This is a genomic window from Halosolutus sp. DAT137, from assembly GCF_059736405.1.
Genome location: NZ_JCAQID010000007.1, coordinates 576,233 through 598,882 on the forward strand (window position 1 = coordinate 576,233; position 22,650 = coordinate 598,882).

Below are 22,650 nucleotides of genomic sequence, written 5' to 3' on the forward strand. Positions count from 1 at the left end.
TTAATGCCGACGCGGGTACGAAGAGATGAGTCCTGGTAGGGTAGTGGACTATCCTCTTGGCTTGCGGAGCCAGGGACCGGAGTTCAAATCTCCGTCAGGACGTTTTCACGAAACAGAACCGCGAGCACCGCGAAGCGGTGCGAGTATCCGTTGAGTGAAAACGGATACGGAGATTTGAGCAGACAAGTCGCAGCCCGGAACGGCGCTTCGCGCCGCACGCCCGGACCGTCTTGGCGAGTTCAAATCTCCGTCAGGACGCTCACTTATCGCGGGTGCTTCGCATTGCTCAGCGCCCGCTCTCGCGTTCGGTCCTGACGTGCCCAACACTCACTGCGTTCGCGTTGGACTCCGTCAGGACGCTCTGTAGAATATCGTAAAGCCCGACGATAATCGATCGCAGGAGCCTTCGAAACACCCAGAACGTGCCGACAGAGCGGGTGCCAGTGTCCGTCACCAAACTGAGCGCCGTCGTCGTCACTCACGATCGAAAACTGGGTGAGAGGAGTAAGCCCCCTTCTGTTCGTCCCGGCATTCGGCTGAGCGTCCGCGCCGTCCGCGGCGGAGCCGCGGGGCGTTCGGGCTACCACGGCGCGGACTTGCACCGGTGAGGGTTCGCCGTTCCATCGATCCTCGGCCGTCCGTGTGTGGTCGATTGCGTCGTCGCGCTCGTCGCGCGCAATCCACGGGTTCGAACCGCGGTCGGTCGATCACACACCGCGTGGCGGCGTCGCCGCCTCGCATACCGTGGTCGCAAGACGACCACGCGGTTCGCGGCTTGACGCCGCTCACCTGCTGGCGATTCTCGCGGCAAGAGCCGCTCCGAATCGCCCTCTCTCTGCGGGTCAACTCCCCTTCCTTTCGGTCGGGTTCGCACGCATCATCGATCGGGCCGAGACGTGTCGTTTCTGTTCCAGAGCCAGCGGTCTCCCGCTCCGGACTTGCGTCCGGTCACCTGCCCGAACAGGTGGGGGGACTTTCCTCGCGAGCGTGGAGCGACTCGGAGAGTCGATCCACGTTATGAGCGTGATGCATCCCAAAGGGATGGATCACGTTTGGTGATCGCGCCGTTGCCAGCACGATCATCGCGGCAGCCAGGCTCTCTCTCCCACTCACTGTAGGTGCGTGTCCCGAATAAGTCCCTCGGTCGTCGCACAAATCCACGCCGCATCGAATGGAAGCGTTTTAGGACGACTATTCCCATGTATCTCTGTATGTCCCAGCGACAGGGCGTCGACCTCTCTTTCGAGGACGGGGCGCGCGCCGTCGAACTCGCGCGCGAATCCGTCGAATCCTACGTAGAACACGGGCAACGAGAACAACCGGGTAGTATGCGCGAAGCCTTCTACGAGCGCACCGGCGCGTTCGTCCGCCTCGAATCGACCCGCGGCCGAGGCAGCCTGCGCGGCTGTGCCGGCGGCTACCGATCGGGCGACCAGCTCGGCCACGTGATCGTCGACGCGGCGATCGAAGCCGCCAGCGAGGACTCCTGTGGCTCCGAAGTCAGCCCCTCGGAACTGCCGAATCTGACCGTTTCGATCTGTGCGGTCAGAAACGTCGTGCTGACGGACGATCCGCTTTCGGATATCGAACTCGGCATCCACGGCATCGCCGTTGACGGCGGCGGTCAGAGCGGCTGGCTGTATCCGACGGTACCGGTCGAAAACGGCTGGAGCGCCCCCGAGTATCTCGATCGAGCGTGCCGGAAAGCGGGGCTCGCACCGACCGCCTGGCAGGACGATGACGTGATCGTCACGCTGTTCGAAGGGCAGGTGTTCCGCGAGCGCGATCCCGGTGGAAGCATCGAACAGCTCTAGGGCAGATTCGGCCGCTCAGCCGTCTTCTGCGACCGGAATCGACGATCACGGGAGACGACGGACGCCGAAACGAGACAGTGTGATTCGACAGCGACGCGTCAGCCTCACTCCGACGTCGTGTCGTCGTTCTGACCAGTGTTTTCGTCGTTCTGGCCAGTGGTCTCCGCAGAACCGTCGCATTCGTCGCCGGAGCCGGTGTCGCCACCCGATCTCTCAGGGTCACCGTCGCGTTCCCCGGTGTATTCGGACGCCGCAGTGTCGGTGTCGTCGGTAGAGACGTCCCCGTCGTCACCGGGACCGACGGCGTCGTCGGTCCGGGGTCCAGCCGCGTCCTGATCGGTGCCGATCGCGAGCAAGGCCGTCGTGAGCAGGCCGCCGAGGAGGGCCAGTCCGTTCAGCAGGTGCACCGATACTAGCCCGGCGATGACGCCAGCAGCGGCGACGGCAACCGCTTGGGGGAGCGTCTCGATCGTCACCGAGCCGACGGTGTAGTGGACCGCCGGATCGCCGTAGACGAACGGTGCGGCGAGCATCGCGGACACGACCGCGAACGCGGTGACGAGGGCGGTGAACGCGACGATTCCGTAGACGAATTTCACGAGGAGCAAGAGGAGACTCGTCCAGGTCGTCGGCGCGGTCACAAGCGAGGTAAGCGCATCGACGAGGCCGTCGTCGCTGTCGAGAAGGCTCCGCGGATGCCCACGTCGGAGTACTTCGGGAAGCGGCGCATCGATCCGGACGAGCCACGACGACAGTCGGGATTCGAATCCGGCGAGGATCGTCGATCCGACGATCGTCAGGAGCAACAGCGGAACGCCGACAAGCGTTACGAGCAGGCCAAGACCCATGGAAACACCGGTGACCAGCGTGATGAAATAGACCATCCCGAGCGGGAAGGCAAGCAAGAGGTACAGCAAGTTTCGATACGTCTGGAGGCGAAACGGTGCCCCGACGAACCAGCGTAGCGGTCGGTCGCCCGGCCCACGGGATTCGGTTCGAGTTCGCGTTGCGAGTGGCGTTGTGGTCATGTGGGTACTCGAGACCACGGACTGAACGGTGGTATAACGAGCCAGCGAGTTGGCGAACCGCCATGCCGGCGAAACGTTTTTATACGCTGTTCCGGCGGCGTGCGAACGCGACTCAGTCGAACGTCCGGTAGATGGCGGCGAGTCCGATCGTATGCGAGAGGGTGATCGCGAAGATCGCCTCGGCGTCCGCCAGCCCGATCGCGGGCGTCAGCAAGTACAGGATCAGGTACGGAATCACGGCGATCGAGAGGATGCCGATCGACAGTGCACCCATCGTCGGGCTGTCGTTTCGGCGGTACCCCCGGTAGGCGAGGTAGGCGACGAACAGCCCCAGCACTGCCGTGAGGGCGGACGCGGCCGCGGTGATCGTTTCGAGTGCCATGGTGGGATGGATGTGTCGGTGGTAGCGTGTTCGTACTTCGTGTATGCGTGTTCGGTTTGTACGTGGGCGTTTCAGGTGGTGTAAACGACGTAGAGGATGACCAGCAGCCCGCACAGTTCGGAGACCGTCGTCGCGAGCAACTGGACCGACAGCGGGATGACCTCGACGTTACCGACCAGCAGCCGGATGAACATCGGCGCGGGCGCGAGCAGGAACATTCCGATCGCGAGCAACAGGACCGGGCGTGCCTTCGTCCGCCGGTAGCCTTCGACGAACCGGTAGGTCACGAGAATGGCGAGCACCGTCGCGAGCAGGAACGTCGCGAGCGCCGCGAGTACGACCAGCGTCGATCCTCCCTCGACGTCTACCTGCTGTAGCACCCATCCCGGACGCGAGGCTGAAAGCAGGGCGTCGATCGCACCGGGGGCTCCGAAGGCCTCGAACCCGCCCGTCGTGAGTGCGATCGTGCTGGTCATCCGGAAAGCTCCTCGTAGAGTCGCGTGAAGGTGTCCGCGGCCTCTTCCTCGGCGTAGTCAACCTCAACGTCGAAGCCGTCGTCGGTCACGTCGATCGCGACACCTTCCAGGCGGGCGACGTACACCTTGTAGTGGTGGCCGCCCGGATCGAGCCGTTGTTGATCCTCGAGAAGGTCGTGGTTCTGCAGTCGATCGATGCGACGGTAGACGGTCGACGGATCGGCCCCGCAGGCGTCGCTCAGGGCCTCGACCGATCGGGCCTCCTGGTAGGTTTCGAGGATGATCGTGCGCGCATACTCGTCGTCGAGCAAGGCGAGCAGTTCCTCGGTTTCGGCGTCGACAGCAGCCGTCACGGCTGGTTCCTCCGTCGAATGGGATGATCGATCGGCACGGCCCGCGTCGGTGCGATCGCGCCAGACTCGCGGCTGGAGAGAGCCTGCGAACCGGCATCGGCATTCGATCGCCAGCGTGACACGTCTGTCTCGAATCCGTCCGGGAGCAAAATAATCGTTCGGATACATGATGGGACGGCGGCGAGGCCCACGACCGATGGGGGGGATCGGGTCCCGGCGGACACGTCTCCGAACGTCGGTTCTGTTCAATCAGCCAACGTTTATCACGGTCGTGCGGAGATAGGGTCAGTATGGCCCTCCGATCCGAATCCGTCCGTCTCGACGCCGTCGGACGAGCGATACGAGTCACGGTACTGAGCCCGTTCCGTCCGCAAACGTATCTGAATCTGTTGTACCTCGCGCTCGCGTTCCCGCTCGGGATGGCCTACTTCGTTTTCGTTACCGTCGGTCTCTCACTGGGCGCGTCGCTGTCGATTCTGGTGGTCGGCGTGCCGATCGTACTGGCCATCTTCCTCGCCAGTCACGTCGTTGCGGGGTTCGAGCGAAGTCTGGCGAGACACCTGCTGTCGATCGAAATCGAGTCGCCGGGATATCCGTTTCTCGAGGCCGACGGACACGCGGAGCGAATCCGATCGCTCGTGCTCGGTCCCGAAACGTACGCGTCGGTGTGTTTCCTCTTCGGCAAGTTCGTCGTCGGAACCGTCTCGTTCGTCCTCCTGACGACGTTGCTTACGACCTCGATAGTGATGGTGTTGACCCCGGTGTTCTACAACGATCCGAACGTCGCCGTCGGGATCGTCACCGACGGCGATCCGGTGCAACTCACGTCGTCGCTACAGCTTCCGTGGGACGGACTCCTGATCGGTCTCGAGTTCGCCGCGACGATCACGGAGCGGGAGGTGACGACGGCCACGGAAGCGCTCGCCGTCTCGTTCGTCGGATTTTTCGCGCTCACCGTCTCGCTCGCGATCCTCAACGCCTTCGCCCGGATCGTCGGACGTTTCACTCGCCTGTTGCTCGTGGCATCACCTCACGAACCGATCGCGGACCTGGTCGATCGCGTCGGTCGATAGACCGCGTCGAACCGAGACGCTATATAAGCGTTTGGGACAGGTGTCGAGCCGGCAGTCGTGCTGGCGATTATACGGAGTTACCCGACGACCGTCTGCACGTAATGACACGGAACGACAGATGCGGGATCGACCACGGCCGATTTGGCCGGACGAATCCCGCTCGAACCGACGAGACGGATCGATCAGTCAGCAAGACGATCCGGACCGACGATCGACGACCGAACCGGAACCCAGAGGTGACGCCATGACGGCGATCGACACGGCCGGACTGACGAAGGAGTACGGTTCCGAAACGGCGCTCGACGCGCTCGACCTGGCCGTCGAAGAGGGCGAGGTGTTCGGCTTTTTAGGGCCGAACGGGGCCGGGAAGACGACGACGATCGATCTCCTGTTGGATTTTATCCGGCCGACGGAGGGCTCGGCTACTGTGCTGGGCTACGATACCCAGGACGAGACAGCGGCCGTCCGCGATCGCGTCGGCATCCTTCCCGACGGGTTCGACCTCTGGGAGCGCTCGTCTGGCTACCGACACCTCGAGTTCGCACTCGACTCGAAAGGCGTCGACGGCGATCCCGACGCGCTTCTCGATCGGGTGAACCTCGATCGCAGTGCCGCCGAACGGGCGGTCGGTGGCTACTCGAAGGGGATGCAACAGCGACTCGCGATGGCGATGGCGCTGGCCGGCGAGCCGGACCTGTTGATCCTCGACGAACCGTCCTCCGGGCTCGACCCGCACGGCATCCGGACGATGCAGGAGATCATCCGCGAGGAGGCCGCGTCCGGAACGACCGTCTTCTTTTCGAGTCACATCCTCGGACAGGTGTCGGCAGTCTGCGATCGCGTGGGCATTTTGGACGAGGGCGAACTCGTCACGGTCGACACCATCGCGGGACTGCGCGAGACGGCCGGCGTCGGCTCGAGTCTCGTCGTGAACGCGGCGGGTGTGAGCGGGGAACCGGCGGTCGGTCTCGACGCGATCGACGGCGTGGTCGACGTGCGCCCCGAGGGCGATCGGTTTCGGGTCGCCTACACCGATCCGGGAGCGAAAGCGCGGATCCTGCACCGACTCGTCGAGAGCGGCGCGACGGTCCACGACTTCGACGTTGTCGAGCCGACGCTCGACGACCTGTTCGCCGCGTTCACCGGGCCCGGGGGTGACACCGACGCGGGCCGAAACGGGGGGCGGAGTCGCGATCCGAACGAGACGAGAAGGCACGAGCCGAACAAGACGAGGGACCACGGACCGAACGAAACGGCGGCGACCGAGTCCACGGCCGTGCCGTCGTCTGCCGCCGACGGTGGCCAAACCGCGGGACCGAACGCCGCGAATTCCGGCGAAGAGGTGGACCGATGAGTTCCACGCTGATTGCACGAAAGGACTTCGAGGACGCCGTCCGCTCCCGGATGATCTGGGCGGTGATGGGCGTCTTCGTTTTCCTGATGGTCGTCATCTCCGCCGGGGCGGCCTCCAACGGCCTCGCGGAGGCGGAGCCAACGGAGATCATCCCGCTCGTCGCCAACATCGGCGGCCTGCTCATGATTCCGGTCATCGCCTTGCTCGTCGGCTACATGGCGATCGTCGGTGAGCGCCAGTCCGGCAGTTTGCGCGTCCTCTTCGGACTTTCCCACAGCCGCTGGGACGTCTTCATCGGGAAGCTGGCGAGTCGGCTCGGCGTCATCGTCGTCGCGACCGCGGTCGCCTGCCTCGTCGCCCTCGGGATGGTCGTCGCGATGTTCGACAGTTTCCCGGCCCGCCCCCTCCTCGCGTTCTCGCTGCTGACGATCCTGCTCGGGATGGTCTTCACCGCGATCGCCGTCGGCGTCTCGGCGATGTCGGGCTCGCGGATGCAGGCGATGGCCGGCGCGATCGGGAGCTACGTCGTCTTCACGCTGGTGTGGCATCCGATCGTCGCCGGCGTCCACTACCTCGTCGAGGGGAGCCTGCCCGGCTACGAGGCCGCCGCGTGGTACTTCTTCGCGCTCCGGCTGAACCCGCTCGAGGCGTACACGCAGGTCTCCGGCGAACTCGCGGACCAGTTCATCTGGGGCATCTTCGGCTGGCAGAGCGTCGTCGAGGACATTCCAGCCGAGACCCTTCAGGAGCCAAACGCCCTCATGCTCTCGAACCGCGTGAGCGGCGACCTCCCGATCTACCTGCAAGAGTGGGTCGCCGTTCCCATCTTGCTCCTGTGGATCGCGATCCCGCTGGCGATCGGCTACTGGCGGTTCGAGGGTGCGGATCTGAACTGAATCCGACGGCCGTCGGCCCCGGTGGCAGGCTCGCCCGTTCACCCTCCCGGGGCCGCCCCGCCTTCCTCCGGACCACGCGATCTATCCGTTCGTGGCGGAGCCGCGCTCTCGGCCGACTGGCGCGCTGGCGAGGCGTCCGAGTACCGACGAGGACGCCGAGTAGGATCGCGAGGGGCGAGTGAGCGAACCCGTGAGTGAACGAGTCGGCTGGGGAGGGTGAGGCGGCGGGTAGGACTGAAAGGGGTCGATCCGCTCGAGGAAGGCGGGCGACGCAAGCACCGGAACGAGCGACGCGAGTGACGCGCAGCAAGCCTCCCGACTCGAGCGGATCGAGGGCTTTCGAGGTATTCTGACATTCTGCGTACGCCGACGTCGGTAGCATATCTGGCCCAAACGGAATCGTACAAGACGCACACTCGGAATCGATCGGCCAAATCCCGAACCGAAACGCGACCGAACGCGACGAACCCCTACTCGCGTTCCGAGAACCCGACCGCCTCAGCGTCGGCCAGACACCGATCGCTCGCCGCATCTAAGTCGAACTCGCGGACGATTTTGCCATCCCGCACGAGCGGTTCGAGCAAGGTCTCGCCGTCTTCGGGGGCGTCTCGATCGGCCAGCGCGACGTGGTGGCCGCCGTCGGGCGTGCGGTAGACCGCTTTGTCGCCGGAAAGCTTGCCGCGTTTCGAGATAGGGGTGCCCTCTATTTCGACGATGTCGAGGCTGAAATCGATCGGGTCGCGATCGGTGACGTGGCCGCCGACGCCGAAGCCGTCGGCCACGTCCCGCAAATTCCGAAGCTGTTCGGGGCCGAGTCCGCCGCTACAGAAGATGTCGACGTCCTCGTACCCGCGCGAGTCGAGTTCCCAGCGCACTTCGCGGATGATGTGCCGGAAGTCGCCGCGGCGCGACCCCGTCGTATCGATGCGGACGCCGTCCAGATCGTCGCCTAACGTCTCGGCGGCGAGCAGACTCTCGCTGACCTCGTCCCAGAAGGTGTCGACCAGCGCGATCCGCGGCGTCGTTTCGGGGACCGCCTCGTCGAACGCTCGCCAGGCGTCGGCCTGGTTCCCCTCGCCGAAACAGAACATGAGCGCGTGGGGCATCGTCCCGCCCGCCTCGCGACCCAGAATCTCGACCGCCGCGACGTGCGAGAAGCCGTCCAGTCCGGCCAAGACGGCGGCGCGTTCGACGATCGACGAGATCGAGGGGTGGACGTGGCGCGCGCCAAAGGAGAGGACGAGCGAGTCGGGTGCGGCCAGTCGAGCCTCCAGTGCCGCAGTCGCGAAGCCACTCGGCTGAGAGAGGAATCCGAGCAGCGACGTTTCGAGTTCGGCAAATTCAAGATACGGTCCCTCGATCCGGATCACGGGACCGCCGTCGAACAGCTGCCCGTCCGGCAGCGCGTCGACGTCGACGTCACGCCCCTCGAACAGCGTCGCAACGTCTTCGATCCCGGTCAGGACCTGAAACTCGCCGGTCGGGAACTGATCCGACGTTACCTCCGCGACGACGTGGGGATTTTTTCCCGCGTGCTCGAGCGTCGATCGGGTGCGCTCGAAGTAGGCGTCGGTCGCAGATCCCTCGAGAATGGCGTCCGACGTGACGGTTCCAAACGGATTCGACATACCGGCGGTTCCCCACCGGGGACAAAAAAGCTACCCGTCTGCCGTCGTCGCCCCGCGGTGGCAGTGGCTCGTGACGACGCCGCGGTCGATTGCGATCACGTCCCCGCTGCACTCGTTGGGTCCGAGACAGCCGTAGTGGCTGGGGACCGATCGCTTGCGGACACGATCGGCGACGGACTGGATGGCGCATTCGGCGCAGCGATCGAGGACGCTGACGACGCGTCGGCGGCGGCGTGGATCTCGCCGATCGCGGAGACGCTCGGTGCGCCGACGATCGCGACCCGCTCGCCGGAGACGGTCACGCGGTAGGCACCGTCGAACGCGTTACCGTCCTCGATTCGGTAGATACCGTCGTCGACCTGTTCGCCGCCGTTGGCCGCGAGCAGGTCGCGGTAGGCGTCGGCAAACTGCGCGGCGTCGCCTTCGCTCTCCCAGGCGAGGTGCCAGACGTGGCCCGTCCGATTCTCGGCGTCCGTATACACCTGAAGCGTGTCGCCAGCCCACCCAGCCGTCTCGGGGGCCGAATAGTTGTACGGCGAGTACCGCCTCGCGCCCTCGCCGAGCGATCGATCGACGACGCCGTTGGCCCACAGCGTTCCGAACAGGGTAGCCTCGCCGATCGTCTCCTGCTCGACCGTTCCGTCGTCGGTGACCGGCTCCCAGTCGTCGCTCGATCGATCCGGTATCTCCACCGCGATCGGCTCGGTGTCGGGGTAGTATTCGGGATGAATCAGCTGACTCGTGCTGGCCGGGCGGTCGTCGTGGGCTCGATCGACTCGCTCCCAGCCGCCGGTGTCGTGGAGGTGAGAGACGAACGACGCCCCCTCGGCGTACGGTACGTAGATCGAGAGGAAGAGCCCGAGGTTGAACGATCGCGGTTCGGCTGGCGGTCGCTCGAGATCGGCCAGACACTGCCACTCCTCGCCACAGCGCTCGTCGTACAGGTGGGGCACGTAGTTCGCCTCTCCCTCGATAATCCCCAGTTCCGCCCGGCGTTCGTCGATCGTCTCGGCGGATCGCCGGATGCCGAAGTGCTGGTCCTGCAGGGCGTGGACGAGTTCGTGAACCAGCACCCGCCGGTCGATCCGAATCTCGTCGGGGTCGTCGGTGACGATAACGATCCGATCGTTCACGTAGTAGCCCTGGACGGAATCGCCGTAGAGTTCGTCGAACGCGCTGTTGACGTCCGTCTCGCCGTCGACGACGAACGCCCCCCGCCAGAGTTCATTCTCGAACGTCGACGCCGACTCGCTCCCGGTACGACGCTCGCGGTACTCGTCTCTGCTGATAACGTTGAGATCGACGTCGTGGCTGAATTTGAGCCCGCGGAGTACCTCGAGTCGGGCCATCGATCGGTATTTGACCGCCTCGAGCTGAGCCTCGGTAAGCCCCTCGCTGCCGTCGAAGGCGAACACGTCGTCGTGGTAGTACCCGCCAACCTCACCGGGCTCCCGATCGGTGTCGAACTGGTGTGGCGTCCCGGGGAGCGTACAGCCCGACAGCACCACGAGCACGACGATCGCGAGCAATCTGACCCGACCCATCGACGTAGCTGTTGGAACGACGGGGCCTAAGCTCCGTCGGTGGACGGTGTCGGTTCTGACGGAGCTCGCAGGAAGGGTGGCGAATCAGCCCGATCGACCACGTCCCATCCGGACGGCAACGAACAGTGCGCCTAACAGGAGTGAGAGCACCGCGACCACCGGACCGAATCCGGGGATCGCTTCGGTTGCCCCGTCGCCACCGTCGGTCGCTTCAGTATCGGCCTCGTCCGTACTGCCACCATCACCGCCGTCGGCTGCCACGGTTCCGTCGACCTCGAGTCGATCGTCGCCTTCGGGTGCGGCTCCCGTGTCCACCTCGTCGAGGTCGTCGACCGACGGCGCGTTGACGATCGTCACCGTCTGGCCGTCCCGATCGAGGTAGTACGCCCCGGGAAAGCCGTCCTCGATGACGTAGGTGTCTTGGCGACCGTCGACCGGTTCGCCACCGTGGCTTTCGAGGAGTTGCAGGTAGCCGTCGACGAACTGCCCGGCATCCGCCTCGGACACCCACTCGGTCTGCCAGACGTAGCCGGCGTCGGCCGCGGCGGCGGCCGGATCGTCCGTCTCGGCACTGCCTTCGGAGACGTACGTCACCAGTTCGTCGCCCGCCCAGCCGTCGGTGTACGGCTGATCGTAGCGAATATTCGCGAGGCCGCCCAGCCCGATCTCGAGGAACTCGTCCGTTTCGATCACCGCCGGCTGTGTCGCCTCGAGATTGCCGTCTGCGAGCATCGAGACCAGTCCCGCTTCGCCAACGGTTTCGGTCGCGGGCTCGCCGTCGATTTCGAGCTGGCTCCAGCCGTCGCCCGATCGATCCGGAACGTCGATCGCGACCGGGGCGCGCACCTCACCGGGGCGGATCACTTCGGCGGAACTGGCCGGCGGATCGTCGTAGGCGGCGTCGACGGCGTCCCAGCCACCCTGCTCGCGAAGGTAGTCGACGTAGTCGGGACCGTCGTCGTAGGGCTGATAGATCGTAAAGTACACTCCCCAGTTGATGTCGGGCGAGGTGCCACCGCCGCCGTTCGCTGGACGCACGCACTCCCACTCGGCGCGACAGCGCTCTCCGTACTCGGTTTCGACCGTGACGGCGTCGCCCTCGATGAGTCCGTTTTCCGCGTTGCGCCCGTCGATCGTCGTCGCGTCGTACGTCGTCAGATCGAAGTGTTGATCCTGTAACGCGTGAACCAGTTCGTGCCCGAGAACGACTTCGTCCAGTTCGACCTCGTCGGGCGTGTCCGAGACGAGCACGATACGATCGGTTCGGGGCTCGTAATAGCCCGCGACGGCGCTCCCGTACAGCGCCTCTGTTTCCGCCAGCGCGTCCGTCTCTCGGTCGATCATGAACAGCGCCTCGTAGTTGACGTTCTCTTGCAGCCGTTCCTCGTCCTCGAGGGTCACGAAGAGACCGTCCTGTTGATCCCGGAACTCGGATCGGGAGCGCACGTCGACCGTCACGTCGTCCTCAAAGGTCCGGTCCCGGACGCGTTCGACGCGGGCCATCGCTCGATAGACGACCGCGTCGAGTTCGTCATCTTCGACGACGCCGTCGTCCCGGTCGTCGACCGGCAACTCGTCGTCGTACCAGTAGCCCTCGACGTAGCCGATCGTCTCCTCGGTCGAGGGGTCGGCCGCGCGGTCCTGACTCGCCGGCCGCACGTCGGCCGCCGCCGCGGGCGATCCGGTGGACGCGCTCGTGTCCGTTGCCTGGGACTGGGTCGCCCCTGCTCCGGCCGCCGGGAGGGGAACGGCGACCGCCGAGAGCACGACCAGCGCGGCGAACAGCAGCGTGGGGACCCGTCTCATAACAAGTGGTTGCCCGTAAGCAAGCGACCGCAAAAAGCCCCCCGGTACCGAGAACCGGTGTACCATCGTGGCGAGGGCGATCGAACGCGTTCCGTCGTGTGGGTTTCGACCGTACCAGCGGGTCCATTACACTGACTTGCACGCGGCCCGTACCGTCGACCATGCACCTCGAGCCAGACAGCACCGCGATCGTCGTGGTCGACATGCAAAACGGCTTTTGCCACCCCGACGGCTCCCTCTACGCGCCGGGCAGCGAAGCGGTCATCGAACCGATCGGCGACCTCGTCTCTCGAGCCAGCGAGGCGGGTGCACGCGTCGTCTTCACGCAGGACGTTCACCCGCCCGACCAGTTCGAGGACGCCCACTACTACGACGAGTTCGATCGCTGGGGCGAACACGTCGTCGAGGGCTCCTGGGAGACCGAGGTCGTCGACGGACTCCCGGTCGAGGACGCAGATCACGTCGTCGAAAAGCACACCTACGACGCGTTCCAGAAGACGGAGTTCGAGGGGTGGCTGAACGCCCGCGGGATCGACGATCTGGTCTTCACCGGGACGCTCGCGAACGTCTGCGTCCTCCACAGCGCGGGCAGCGCCGGCCTGCGAGACTTCCGGCCGCTCCTGATCGAAGACTGCATCGGCGCGATCGAGGAAGATCACCGCGAGTACGCGCTCGAGCACGCCGACTTCCTGTTCGGTGAGGTGGTCCAGAGCGACGATCTCAGTTTCGAAGCCGAATCGCAGTGACGACGGATTTCGGCGCAGTTGAGCGCCGATGGGCGACTCCATCGCCGTTCGGGTGGCACGGTCGCGAACTGAGACTGTTTTTGTCGTCCCGTCCCAACGGCCAACTATGACAGGATTCCAGTCGACCCGTCGATCGGGTCGCACTCGACAGACTGCCCGGTTGAAGCGGTTGACGGGTGACACGGCGACACTAATCGGAGACAGGGGGACCGATACCGACGGAGGACGGACATGGACCGATACCGACGGAGGACGGACATGAACGAGCGGCGACTCCGATCGATGTACGTCTTCGGCATCGGACTGAACGCGATTGCGCTGGTGTACGCCGCGCTGGACGGCGCGTACCTGTTCGCGGCCACGTTCGGGTTCGTCATGGTGTACCTCGGAATCCGGTACTGGATGGTCGCTCGCAACTGACCGCGGCCGACCGTCGAGAATCGCCGTCGACCGCGATCGGCCCCTCGACACCGCCCGACAAAAAGCGCGTACTCGTTCACCTCGACTCCCAAGAGACCGGGAACCCGACGGGTATCCAGATGGTCGACCCGGTCCACCCGTACGTCGAACTGGTGATTTACGGATACTTCGTGCTCGTCGCGAGCGTCGGCGCGTACCTCCACCTTCGGTTCCGGATCGCGTCGCGGCGCGATCGGGGGGCTGCAAGCGAGCAGTAGGCCGTCGTCAGGCGGACCCCTGGCGTTCGGTGTCGACGATCGTCACAGCCGTCGCCTCCGGATCGCGATCGCGGCGATCGCCGTCGGAACCGCGAGCCAGGCGAGCAACGCGGCGAGGAGCACGCCTAGCGAGAGTCCGGCCCCGACGAGGACCGCGGCGAACCCGGCGTCGCCGCCGGCACCGAGGGTTCCGAGGACGAGCGCCCGGTAGATGCCGGTGGGGTTGGCGAGCAGCATGCCCGAGATCGCCGTCTCGGAAAGCCCGAACGCAGCGATCAGTCCGAGGCCGAGCAGGTCGTGAACGAGGACGAACCACGCCCACGCGAGCAGGGCGAACCCGAGCGCGTGGGTCTTCTCGCGGGCGAGCGTCGACAGCATGACGCCCAGCGCCAGGAAGACCAGCCCCAGCCCGACGGTGCTCACCAGAAAGGCGACGTACGTGTCGAACCCGTCGAGACCGTACTCGAGCAGGAGGAAGCCGCCGGCGACGCCGAAGCCGGCGATCGTCGCGCTCGCGAAGACGACGGCGCGACCGAGGAGCGTTCCGACGACTACCCACAATCGGGACACCGGGAGGGCGAACAGCGTCTGCAGCCAGCCGCTTTCTTCCCGCCCGACGACGGCGTCGTAGCTAAACGCCAGCGCAACCAGCGGGACGAGGTAGACCGCGAGCACCGCCAGACTCGCGACGACCCGCTCGAACCCCTCGGGACTCACCGCGGAGCCGCTGAACGTCGTCAGCCCGAGCGCGAACGCGGCGAAAATCGCGGTGAGGGCGATCGCCCATCGGCTGCGAACCGCCAGCCGGTACTCCGTCTCGGCGACGACGAACAGCTGTCGGTACCAGCGCCCGGAGTCGGCGGGGTGAGTGGTACAGATCGCGGCCTCCGTCCCTGATTCGGCTTCGTAGCCGCCGTCGGTCCGGGTCCAATCGGCCGGTCCGCTGTCGCCGTCGGCCCGAGGCGGATCGTTCGTCATGGATGCACCTCCTCGATCGCAGCCGACCGATCGTCAGCGAGGGAATCGTGAAACGCCGCCTCGAGACCCGGCTCGCGAACCTCGAACCGATCGACGAGCGCGGCGTCGAGGTCGGCGACGAGATCGAACGCGGCCTCGCGGTCGCACTCGACCTCGATCGCATTGCCAGCGTCCGTGACATCGCCCCGGCCCTGAACGGCCGCGAGCAGCGCCGATCGATCGGCGGGGTGGACAGTAACGGTCACGCGACCGTCCGCAGCCCGGAGGTCGTCGACCGATCCGGCGGCGCGTAGCCGGCCGTCCTGCAGGATGGCAGCCTCGTCGCAGAGCCGCTCGACCTCGCCGAGTACGTGCGAGGAGAGGACGACGGTAGCGTCGGTCTCCTCGTCGATGCGCTCGACGATACGGTGGAACGCGGCTACGCCACGCGGATCCAGCCCGGCCGTCGGCTCGTCGAGGACGAGCACGGGCGGCTGCGAGAGCAGGACCGACGCGAGGCCGAGGCGTCGCCCCATGCCGTTCGAGTAGCCGGAGACGGGGCGATCGGCCGCGTCCGTCAGGCCGACGAGGTCGAGACAGTCCTCGATTCGAGCCTCGCGACCCGAGAGCCCGCGGATGCGGGCGTGGACCGAGAGCACCTCCCGTCCGGTCATCGACCCCGGAAAGCCGCTGTGCTCGGGCAGGAACCCGACGCGTTTGCGGACGCGATGACCCGCCGTCCCCACGTCGAGACCGCCGACTTCGATCCGCCCGTCGTCCGGCCGATCGTGGCCGACCAGCAGTTCGAACAGCGTCGTCTTTCCGGCACCGTTCGTCCCCAGGACGCCGAACGTCGATCCCGACGGGATCTCGAACGATGGTCCGTCGAGGGCGACGACATCGCCGTAGCGCTTGTGAATGTCAGTTATCGTTATCTTCATAGTAGGACCTCCAGTTCTCGTGTGCCGGCTGGGCCAGCGGTCGGTGGTCGATGATACCCGGACTCTCGACGATCGGGAACGAACTCTCGGCCAGTCGGACGGCGTCGAACGCCGGGCTCTCGGCGAAGACCGCCGCCTGAGGATTGTCGTGGACCACGCGTTCGACGGTTCCGGCGGGCTGGTGGCGGACCTCGCTGACGCCGTCGTCGTCGAGGTCGGCGGCGCGGGCGTCGGACCAGTAGTTGCCCCGATCGGAGGCGTTCCAGTTCGCTTGTGAGTTGGTTTCCGCGAACGCGGCCTCGTCGTTTCGGACGAAGCTGTTCCCGGTCACGAGTTCGCCGCTGCTGCCGGCCGTGATGTGGACCCCGATATCGTTCTCGAGGACGAGGTTGTCCGCCACGCGGTTGTGTTGGGCGTTGTAGACGTACAGCCCGTTGTCGTTGCCCACGAGGTCGTTGCCGACGATCTCGCTGTTTTCGACGTCTTTGACGAGGATGCCGTGGCCGCTCGCGCCGTCGTTGTTCACCGCGGTGTTGTTCCGCAGCGTCAGCTCCTTCGAGACCATCAGCGCGAAGCCCACGTCGTTGTCGAACGCGACGTTCTCCGCGAGTAGGTTGTCATTCGAGTACATGTAGTGGACGCCGTAGCGCAGGTCCCACATGACGTTGCCCTTGGCGACGACGCCTTCCGCCCACTGGTAGTAGATGCCGTCGCGGACGGCCGTGACGTAGTTGTTCCTGATCTCGGCGTCGGTAGCCTCCCAGAGGTGGATGCCGTTGCCTCGCTCGGGAACTGTCACGTCCTCGCGACCGGCGACGATACTGTTCTCGACGGTGACGCCGTCGGTGTCACCGATCCAGACGCCGAAGTCGATCTCGGTCACGCGGAGTGCCGACAGCGTCGCGTTCGAGCCGTTGACCAGGACGCCGCTATCGTCGTCGGTCTGGTCGGTGCCGGAGTTGCGAATCCAGACGCCCTCGATCGTCACGTCGTTTGCGAGGACTTCGACCACCGTCCCCTCGCCGCCGCCGTCGATCACCGCGCCGTCCCGTTCGACGGCCGCGATCGTCACGTCCGGCGTCTCGACGGTCACGCGCTCGTCGAATCGCCCCTCGAGGACCACTGTGTCGCCGGGATCGGCGGCGTCGATCGCGGCCTGGAGCGAATCGTACTCGCGATCGTCGACGATCGCGGTGCCGTCCGCACTGGGTTCGTCCACGTCGTGAACGTCCGGAACGTCCGCGCTCCAGCCGTCGACGCGCTCGTCGTCGGCCGAACCGTCCGTCGCGGCGACGGCTGCGCCCGCGAGCGAGGCGACGAGCATCACCGCAGCGGCGACGGCGAACCAGGATTCTCTCACGGGCGCTCACCTCCCGAGTTCCGAGGAGTGGAATCGGCGGTCGAATTCCGAGGAGTGCGACCGGTGTTCGAGCTCCGAGACGCGCGGCCGGGAGTGCGGGGTTCGGCGTGCGGCGTCTCGTCTGCGGGCGCATCCGATTCCCCATCGGTGCCCGATCGATCGTCCGGATCGGATCGACCTCGCCACCCGCGAATCCAGCCGCGAGTGCGATCGAATCCGGAGCGGAACAGCGCCGGCACCTCCCGAATCGTGGCCTCGGAGTCCCGGAGGAAAAACGCGACGACGAGCAAGCCGACGGCGGCGATCGCCATGTAGCCGCCGGGACCGAACCAGGCGTTCCCGCTGATGTTGGCGACCTCGTAGGTCCCGACGACCGGCGGCGTGAATCCGTCGACGCCGGACAGCGGCGCAGCCGGATCGAGCGAGTGGCCGGTCTGGTAGAGCCGGTACTGGATGATCGCGAGCATCGCGCTGAAGACCGCGATCGTCCCAGCGAGGAGCGCCGTCAGTCCGCGCCGGAGCGTGCGGCCCGCGGGGAGCGCGGCGACGACGACGCTAGCGATCGCGGCACCGACGAACACGACCGGGCCGAGCACCCACTCCGGGACGGCGACGGCCTTCTCGTGGACGGCGTAGTTCGGATCGACGTACACCGGGTCGGGGTAGTAGAACCCGACGTACTTGTTGAGCCCCTGTACTTCGACGAAGTCTCCGCCGAGTCGCGGATACCCGTAGAGTTCGACGACCAGCGGCTCCATGTACTGCGGCGCGGTGAGCGTGATCCGCCACACTGGCACCGTCAACGCCAGCAGGAACAACGCCGCCGCTGTCAGCGGGAGGGCGCGCCTGCATTCGGTCAGTCGTGTCAGTCGGGTCATTGTACTGTGTTATTCCGCTGGTTCGACCAGCAGTCGCGATCGCATTTCGAGGTGGAGTGCGCTACAGAAGAACGCACAGTACATCCAGTAGACGCCCGGCTCGTCGGCCGTAAACGTCACCTCGCGCGTTTCCTGCGGTGCGAGTTTGATGTTGATATCGTACTCGGGGATCGCGAGCGAGTGGAGGATGTCGTCGGTTTCCTCGATGTTCGTGACGGTGAACGTCACCTCGTCGCCCTCCTGAACGGTGACGTCCGTGTAGCCGAACTCGTTGCGCTGGGAGTGCATCTTCACGTGGACCCGGCCGTCGTCGCGGACGATTTCGTTGTCGTCCGGGCCGATGAACTCCTCCTCGTAGTCCTCGGGGTCGTAGACGCTCGCGGGATCGAGCTTCTCCGCTTGCACCATCGAGGCGTCGTGTGGCTCGGCGTATGCCGGAGAGTCCTTGACCAGTTTCATCCCCTCCTCGTCGTCGCCGATGTAAATCAGCTGGTCGTTCTCCGGATGCATCGGGCCGACCGGGAGGAACCGATCTTTCGAGAGCTTGTTGAGGCAGATCAGCCAGTCACCCTGCGGGTCGGCGGTGTAGGACTCCGCGGCGATCAGGTGGCCCGGATTGTAGTGAACGTCGATCTTCTCGACCACCGGCTCCTCGCTGCCGGGTTCGGCCTCGATCGCCGCCTCGATGTCCCACTTGCAGACCTGCGAGTCGATGAACAGCGTCGTGTAGGCGTGGCCACGGCCGTCGTAGGCGGTGTGCAACGGTCCCATGCCGACGCGGGGCGAGGCCGACGATCGCGTCGTTGGGGTCGTCGGCCTCGCCCAGCGTCTCGATGTCGATGACCGAACAGGTCGGGTCGAGTTTGCCGCTCGCGATCGCGTACTCGCCGTCCGGGGTGACGCTCACCCCGTGGGGGCTTTTCGGGACGTCCACGTAGCGGACGATCGGCTCGGAGCCGCTGTTGAGCGAACTGTCCTGGCGGCCGTCGACGACGGGGACGCCGCCGATCTGCTCGTACTCGCCGGCCTCGACGGCGTCTTCGATCGCGAGGGTGTCGAACGCCGTCACGTAGTCCGTGTCCGAACTCGACATCTCGCTTTGCGTGACGCCGTTTTCGCTGTTGTAGCCGGTCGTGAAGAACCAGCGCCCGTTCTTGCCGCCGTCGCCGTTGTCCATGTTGCCGTCGACGAGCACCTGCCAGGCGACGTCGAACGTCTCGGGTTCGATCGCCGTGAGGACCGACGTGTAGTTGTCGGGATCGTCGAGGTCGCGGCCGTCGTTAGGCATCGGCACGCGGAGCTCGCCAACGCCGAAGACGAGGTCGGTGTCGGGGAGGCGTGCACAGGCACCGTGGACGCCCTGCGTGTTTGGAATGTCGACGATCGCGTCCGTCTCGAAGTACTTCAGGTCGATTCGGGCCATCCGGCCGTTGGCCTTGTCGTTGACGTAGGCGAACCGGCCGTCGTAGTCGTTGCCGGTCTGGCTGAGCCGCGGGTGGTGGGTGTCGCCCCACGTGTAGCCGCCGGCCTCCTCGAGCATCTCGCTGGTCCGATCGTCGTGCCCGTAGCCGCGAGCGCTCTCGCGGTTGAACACGGGAATGCGCATCAACTGGCGCATCGACGGGACGCCGTAGACGCGGATGTCTCCCGAGTGCCCGCCCGAGAGAAACGCGTAGTAGTCGTCGTGTTCGCCCGGCGGGACGCTCGCATCTATGTCGGACGCCGACACTTCCTCGTCGTCGCTAAGCAGTCCCGTACAGCCGGCGAACGACCCCATCGCACCGGCAGCCGCGCCGGCTTTCATGAAGTCGCGTCTGGGAATGCGATCGAACAGCGGGTCGCGATCGGCTGCGTCGGTCGTCGTCTCGGTCTCGGTCTCGGTCTGGTCTCGGTCTGCGGTGGGTGAACTCTGGGTCATCGGTCTCGAATGGCGCGTTGTGCGATCGGTTATCGTCCGGTGCGACGACGCTCGATTACACGCACATCTCGAGACTGACCGGTATTAGTGGGGGTCTCACATTCCCCATCACTGGAAAAGCACGGGAATATGTTCGACGGAGGGTTGAGGGGGAGAGGGCCGGTTTTTCGAACAGAACGATTCGCAGTCACCGCGCCGGTGACGGCGGACGCCCGGCAGCGCGTTCGGCGTTGCTTACAACATCATTCGTTTCGGAAGATTCGGTACGCGCCTTGCCCAGTCGCGACCTCGCGCGTCTCGCCGTCGGGCGTCGTGCTCTCGACCGTTACCTCGCTCACGCCGACGGTGCCGCCGACGCGGATCACGTCCGCCGTCGCCGTGAGATCACCCGTCGCCGGCCGGAGGTAGTTGACATTCAGGGTGATCGTCGCGATATTCACGTCGATCGGATTCTCGAGTTCGGTCCGAAGGACGAAGCCGCCGGCGGTGTCGATGAGCGTCGCCGCGATGCCGCCGTGGATATCCGGCCGCACGTCCTCGCCGGCTCCCGGCCGAACGTTCGTCAACTTCTCGTCGTACGGAATCGAGAGCGTCATCGTTCCGGGGCCGACGTGCTCGACATCGGTCCCGATCCAGGAGAGAAACTCCTGATACTCGCTGATGTAGCCGTCCAACAGGTGTGCCAGATCGTCGAACCCCTCGATCGAGTCGGGTCGATCGTCGCTCATAGCCCCTCCTGAGCCGTGGACCGTCTTGATCCCTGCGCTTCGCGTGTCTCCCGTTGTCGAAGGTTCATTCGTGTCGAACCCGTCGTACTCACATGACCGAATCGGCTACCGACGGCCCCGAGTACGAAACGAATTTCCGCGAGAACCCTGGCGAGTACGAAATCGGTCGCGGAGAGGAGGGCGTGTTCAAAGTCGAACCGTACAAAAGCGAACTGCTCCCACACTGGTCGTACAAGGACGAAGCCGCGGCCGAGGAGTCGGCAGGAGCGATCTACGATCGGTACGAGCGCTACCGCGCGAACGACGAGTTTCCGGGGATGGACATGGCCCGCAAGTACCTCCAGATGGGGTACTCGCGGGCGATGCGGTACGCGAAGTATCCCGGCGGGCGAAAGTACGACGACGACGGAAACGAACGCGAGCCCCGAGAGTGGGCCGACCCCGAGAAACGCGCGGCGGCGCTGGTCTTCGAAGAGTACTGGAAGCGCGTCCGCGAGGACGAGGCCTACCAGCGGGCGAAAGAACGCCACCGAGAACGATGGGCGTCGAACGGGTAGCGAAGGAGACCGTTTCGGAGGACGATCGGCAAAGCTCAAACCGCTATTTCACTCTCTAGAAGGCTTTTACCGGAATCGGAAAAAGAACCGGTACAGATGCCTTCAGATCGACGGACCCTACTCGCCTGTACCGGTGCCTTCCTCGCGGGACTGGCCGGCTGTGCGGGAACGGACGACGGCCCGGCGTCGGACGATCCGAACGGGAACGGGACCGGCGACCCGAACGGAGACGGCGGCAACGCCGGCGACGACACCGACTCCTTCGACGACTACGAGACGCCCGAGTTTCCGATCGTCGATTTCGTTACCGATCCCGACCTGAGCGACGAGTCGCTCGCGACGCAAGTCCGCGCCAATACCGAGTTCGCGATCGACGCCCTCGAACAGCTTCGAGACGATCAGCCCGAAGAAAACCTCTTTTTCTCGCCGTACAGCGTCTCCGTCGCCCTGGCGATGACCTACGCGGGCGCTCGCGGGGAGACGGCGACCGAGATGGCCGACGCCCTCCGGTACGATCTCGAGGGCGACGACCTGCACGCCGCCTTCGGCGCGATCGAGTCCGAATTCGAGCGGCGGAACAAAGACGGCGAACAGATCGAGCAGCCCGACTGGATGGACGAGGATCGAGGCGACGAGGACGGCCCCGGCTTTCAGCTCTCGAGTGCGAACGCCGTCTGGCCCGACGAGGGACTCCCCATCGACGACGAGTACGTGGAGTTGCTCGAACTCTATTACGGGGCGGGACAACGACTGGTTGACTTCTCCGGGAGTCCCGAGGAAGCCCGCGAGGAGATCAACGACTGGGTCGCAGCGCGGACGAACGATCGGATCGAGGACCTGCTCCCCGAGGACTCGATCGATTCCTCGACGCGGCTCGTCCTGACCAACGCGGTCTACTTCCTCGCGCCCTGGGAGTACGACTTCGACCCGGACGAGACGGCCCCCGACACGTTCACGAGCCTCGACGGCTCCGAGACCGAGATCGACCTGATGTCCCAGTCTACGGAACTCCAGTACGCCGAGATCGGCGGCCACCAGCTGGTCGAACTCCCCTACGCCAACGGCGAGACGAGCATGGTGGTGATCCTCCCGGCCGAGGGCGAGTTCGAGTCCTTCGAGGCCGCGTTCTCGGTCGATCGGCTGGCGACGATGCTGGAAGAAGCGTTCCGACCGAACGTCGATCTCACCCTCCCAAAGTTCGGCATCGAATCGAAGTTCAGTCTCGTCGAGGTTATGCAGAAACTGGGGATGAAACGGGCCTTCGGCGGGAGTGCGGACTTCAGCGGGATGGTCGAGGGCAACGCCGGCCTGTTCGTCGACGACATCATCCACCAGAGTTTCGTCGAGGTCGACGAGGAGGGAACCGAAGCGGCGGCCGCGACGGCGGTAATCATGGGGGAGTCCGCGCCGCCGGACCACGTCGAAATGACCGTCGACCGTCCGTTCCTGTTTTACATCCGTGACAAGCCGACCGAGACGCCGCTGTTCGTCGGTCGGGTCGTCGACGGCGAGACGTTACAGGGCTGATATCTCG

Annotated in this window: 22 protein-coding genes, 1 tRNA gene, 1 other RNA gene and 1 pseudogene; 11 read left to right on the top strand and 14 right to left on the bottom strand. The window is 65.5% G+C overall.

Annotated elements, in window-relative coordinates; translation table 11 throughout:
* Positions 1-29 precede the first annotated feature (29 nt).
* A tRNA-Arg gene (locus AC6I6L_RS12525) sits at positions 30-102 on the top strand.
* A 393-nt stretch (positions 103-495) separates the two neighbouring features.
* Here the strand turns inward: AC6I6L_RS12525 and rnpB are convergent.
* An RNA gene (gene rnpB, locus AC6I6L_RS12530) (RNase P RNA component) lies at positions 496-1,014 on the bottom strand.
* A gap of 197 nt (positions 1,015-1,211) precedes the next feature.
* Between rnpB and AC6I6L_RS12535 the strand changes: the two genes are divergently transcribed.
* Positions 1,212-1,814, top strand: coding sequence for a TIGR00296 family protein (locus AC6I6L_RS12535; protein WP_497918094.1), 603 nt, complete (start codon positions 1,212-1,214; stop codon positions 1,812-1,814).
* A gap of 104 nt (positions 1,815-1,918) precedes the next feature.
* Here the strand turns inward: AC6I6L_RS12535 and AC6I6L_RS12540 are convergent, their stop codons facing one another.
* The 4 genes from AC6I6L_RS12540 to AC6I6L_RS12555 all read right to left on the bottom strand — a co-directional run bounded on the left by AC6I6L_RS12540 (position 1,919) and on the right by AC6I6L_RS12555 (position 4,053).
* Positions 1,919-2,842, bottom strand: a complete 924-nt coding sequence (locus AC6I6L_RS12540) for a sensor domain-containing protein (protein WP_497918095.1) — start codon at positions 2,840-2,842, stop codon at positions 1,919-1,921.
* A gap of 112 nt (positions 2,843-2,954) precedes the next feature.
* Positions 2,955-3,224, bottom strand: coding sequence for a DUF7521 family protein (locus AC6I6L_RS12545; protein WP_497918096.1), 270 nt, complete (start codon positions 3,222-3,224; stop codon positions 2,955-2,957).
* A 71-nt stretch (positions 3,225-3,295) separates the two neighbouring features.
* Positions 3,296-3,700, bottom strand: a complete 405-nt coding sequence (locus AC6I6L_RS12550) for a DUF7521 family protein (protein WP_497918097.1) — start codon at positions 3,698-3,700, stop codon at positions 3,296-3,298.
* Positions 3,697-4,053: an ArsR family transcriptional regulator gene (locus AC6I6L_RS12555; protein ID WP_497918098.1), complete on the bottom strand. Its 357-nt coding sequence runs from the start codon at positions 4,051-4,053 to the stop codon at positions 3,697-3,699. Before AC6I6L_RS12555 ends, AC6I6L_RS12550 begins: the two co-directional genes overlap by 4 nt.
* 290 nt (positions 4,054-4,343) lie before the next feature.
* On the opposite strand from AC6I6L_RS12555, the gene AC6I6L_RS12560 reads away from it, so the two are divergent.
* The 4 genes from AC6I6L_RS12560 to AC6I6L_RS12575 all read left to right on the top strand — a co-directional run bounded on the left by AC6I6L_RS12560 (position 4,344) and on the right by AC6I6L_RS12575 (position 7,376).
* The gene (locus tag AC6I6L_RS12560) at positions 4,344-5,126 is read left to right on the top strand and encodes a sensor domain-containing protein (protein WP_497918099.1); all 783 of its coding nucleotides are present in this window, start codon (positions 4,344-4,346) and stop codon (positions 5,124-5,126) included.
* 101 nt (positions 5,127-5,227) lie between these two features.
* Positions 5,228-5,374, top strand: coding sequence for a hypothetical protein (locus tag AC6I6L_RS12565; RefSeq protein ID WP_497918100.1), 147 nt, complete (start codon positions 5,228-5,230; stop codon positions 5,372-5,374).
* A complete protein-coding gene (locus AC6I6L_RS12570; protein WP_497918101.1) occupies positions 5,371-6,480 on the top strand; it encodes an ABC transporter ATP-binding protein in 1,110 nt (369 codons plus the stop codon). The genes AC6I6L_RS12565 and AC6I6L_RS12570 overlap by 4 nt, the downstream gene beginning before the upstream one ends.
* Entirely contained in the window at positions 6,477-7,376 is a 900-nt protein-coding gene (locus tag AC6I6L_RS12575; RefSeq protein ID WP_497918102.1) for an ABC transporter permease subunit, read from the top strand. The genes AC6I6L_RS12570 and AC6I6L_RS12575 overlap by 4 nt, the downstream gene beginning before the upstream one ends.
* Positions 7,377-7,846: 470 nt before the next feature.
* Here the strand turns inward: AC6I6L_RS12575 and AC6I6L_RS12580 are convergent, their stop codons facing one another.
* The 3 genes from AC6I6L_RS12580 to AC6I6L_RS12590 all read right to left on the bottom strand — a co-directional run bounded on the left by AC6I6L_RS12580 (position 7,847) and on the right by AC6I6L_RS12590 (position 12,354).
* Positions 7,847-9,004, bottom strand: a complete 1,158-nt coding sequence (locus tag AC6I6L_RS12580) for a nicotinate phosphoribosyltransferase (RefSeq protein WP_497918103.1) — start codon at positions 9,002-9,004, stop codon at positions 7,847-7,849.
* Positions 9,005-9,099: 95 nt separating this feature from the next.
* Complete coding sequence (locus tag AC6I6L_RS12585; RefSeq protein WP_497918104.1) at positions 9,100-10,548, bottom strand: Hvo_1808 family surface protein; 1,449 nt, start codon at positions 10,546-10,548, stop codon at positions 9,100-9,102.
* 84 nt (positions 10,549-10,632) lie between these two features.
* Complete coding sequence (locus AC6I6L_RS12590) at positions 10,633-12,354, bottom strand: Hvo_1808 family surface protein (RefSeq protein ID WP_497918105.1); 1,722 nt, start codon at positions 12,352-12,354, stop codon at positions 10,633-10,635.
* Between the two features lie 161 nt (positions 12,355-12,515).
* Between AC6I6L_RS12590 and AC6I6L_RS12595 the strand changes: the two genes are divergently transcribed.
* The 3 genes from AC6I6L_RS12595 to AC6I6L_RS12605 all read left to right on the top strand — a co-directional run bounded on the left by AC6I6L_RS12595 (position 12,516) and on the right by AC6I6L_RS12605 (position 13,777).
* Positions 12,516-13,100 carry a cysteine hydrolase family protein gene (locus AC6I6L_RS12595; protein WP_497918106.1) on the top strand — a complete coding sequence of 195 codons (585 nt, stop codon included), beginning with the start codon at positions 12,516-12,518 and terminating at the stop codon, positions 13,098-13,100.
* A gap of 231 nt (positions 13,101-13,331) precedes the next feature.
* Complete coding sequence (locus tag AC6I6L_RS12600) at positions 13,332-13,520, top strand: hypothetical protein (protein WP_497918208.1); 189 nt, start codon at positions 13,332-13,334, stop codon at positions 13,518-13,520.
* 119 nt (positions 13,521-13,639) lie between these two features.
* Positions 13,640-13,777, top strand: a complete 138-nt coding sequence (locus AC6I6L_RS12605; protein ID WP_497918107.1) for a hypothetical protein — start codon at positions 13,640-13,642, stop codon at positions 13,775-13,777.
* 42 nt (positions 13,778-13,819) lie between these two features.
* On the opposite strand, the gene AC6I6L_RS12610 is transcribed toward AC6I6L_RS12605, so the two are convergent.
* The 6 genes and pseudogenes from AC6I6L_RS12610 to AC6I6L_RS12635 form a co-directional block, all read right to left on the bottom strand.
* Entirely contained in the window at positions 13,820-14,755 is a 936-nt protein-coding gene (locus tag AC6I6L_RS12610) for an ABC transporter permease (RefSeq protein ID WP_497918108.1), read from the bottom strand.
* A complete protein-coding gene (locus tag AC6I6L_RS12615; RefSeq protein WP_497918109.1) occupies positions 14,752-15,675 on the bottom strand; it encodes an ABC transporter ATP-binding protein in 924 nt (307 codons plus the stop codon). Before AC6I6L_RS12615 ends, AC6I6L_RS12610 begins: the two co-directional genes overlap by 4 nt.
* On the bottom strand, positions 15,656-17,035 hold the full coding sequence (nosD, locus tag AC6I6L_RS12620; protein ID WP_497918110.1) for a nitrous oxide reductase family maturation protein NosD: 1,380 nt from the start codon (positions 17,033-17,035) through the stop codon (positions 15,656-15,658). The genes AC6I6L_RS12615 and nosD overlap by 20 nt, the downstream gene beginning before the upstream one ends.
* Positions 17,032-17,913 carry a hypothetical protein gene (locus tag AC6I6L_RS12625; protein ID WP_497918111.1) on the bottom strand — a complete coding sequence of 294 codons (882 nt, stop codon included), beginning with the start codon at positions 17,911-17,913 and terminating at the stop codon, positions 17,032-17,034. The genes nosD and AC6I6L_RS12625 overlap by 4 nt, the downstream gene beginning before the upstream one ends.
* Positions 17,914-17,922: 9 nt before the next feature.
* Positions 17,923-19,831 (bottom strand): annotated as a pseudogene (gene nosZ / locus AC6I6L_RS12630) (TAT-dependent nitrous-oxide reductase).
* Positions 19,832-20,073: 242 nt separating this feature from the next.
* The gene (locus tag AC6I6L_RS12635; RefSeq protein ID WP_497918112.1) at positions 20,074-20,559 is read right to left on the bottom strand and encodes a PaaI family thioesterase; all 486 of its coding nucleotides are present in this window, start codon (positions 20,557-20,559) and stop codon (positions 20,074-20,076) included.
* A gap of 92 nt (positions 20,560-20,651) precedes the next feature.
* Here AC6I6L_RS12635 and AC6I6L_RS12640 point away from each other — a divergent pair, with 92 nt between their 5' ends.
* Together AC6I6L_RS12640 and AC6I6L_RS12645 are read left to right on the top strand one after the other, a co-directional pair.
* A complete protein-coding gene (locus AC6I6L_RS12640; protein ID WP_497918113.1) occupies positions 20,652-21,116 on the top strand; it encodes a DUF4385 domain-containing protein in 465 nt (154 codons plus the stop codon).
* Between the two features lie 96 nt (positions 21,117-21,212).
* Entirely contained in the window at positions 21,213-22,643 is a 1,431-nt protein-coding gene (locus AC6I6L_RS12645; protein WP_497918114.1) for a serpin family protein, read from the top strand.
* Positions 22,644-22,650 lie beyond the last annotated feature (7 nt).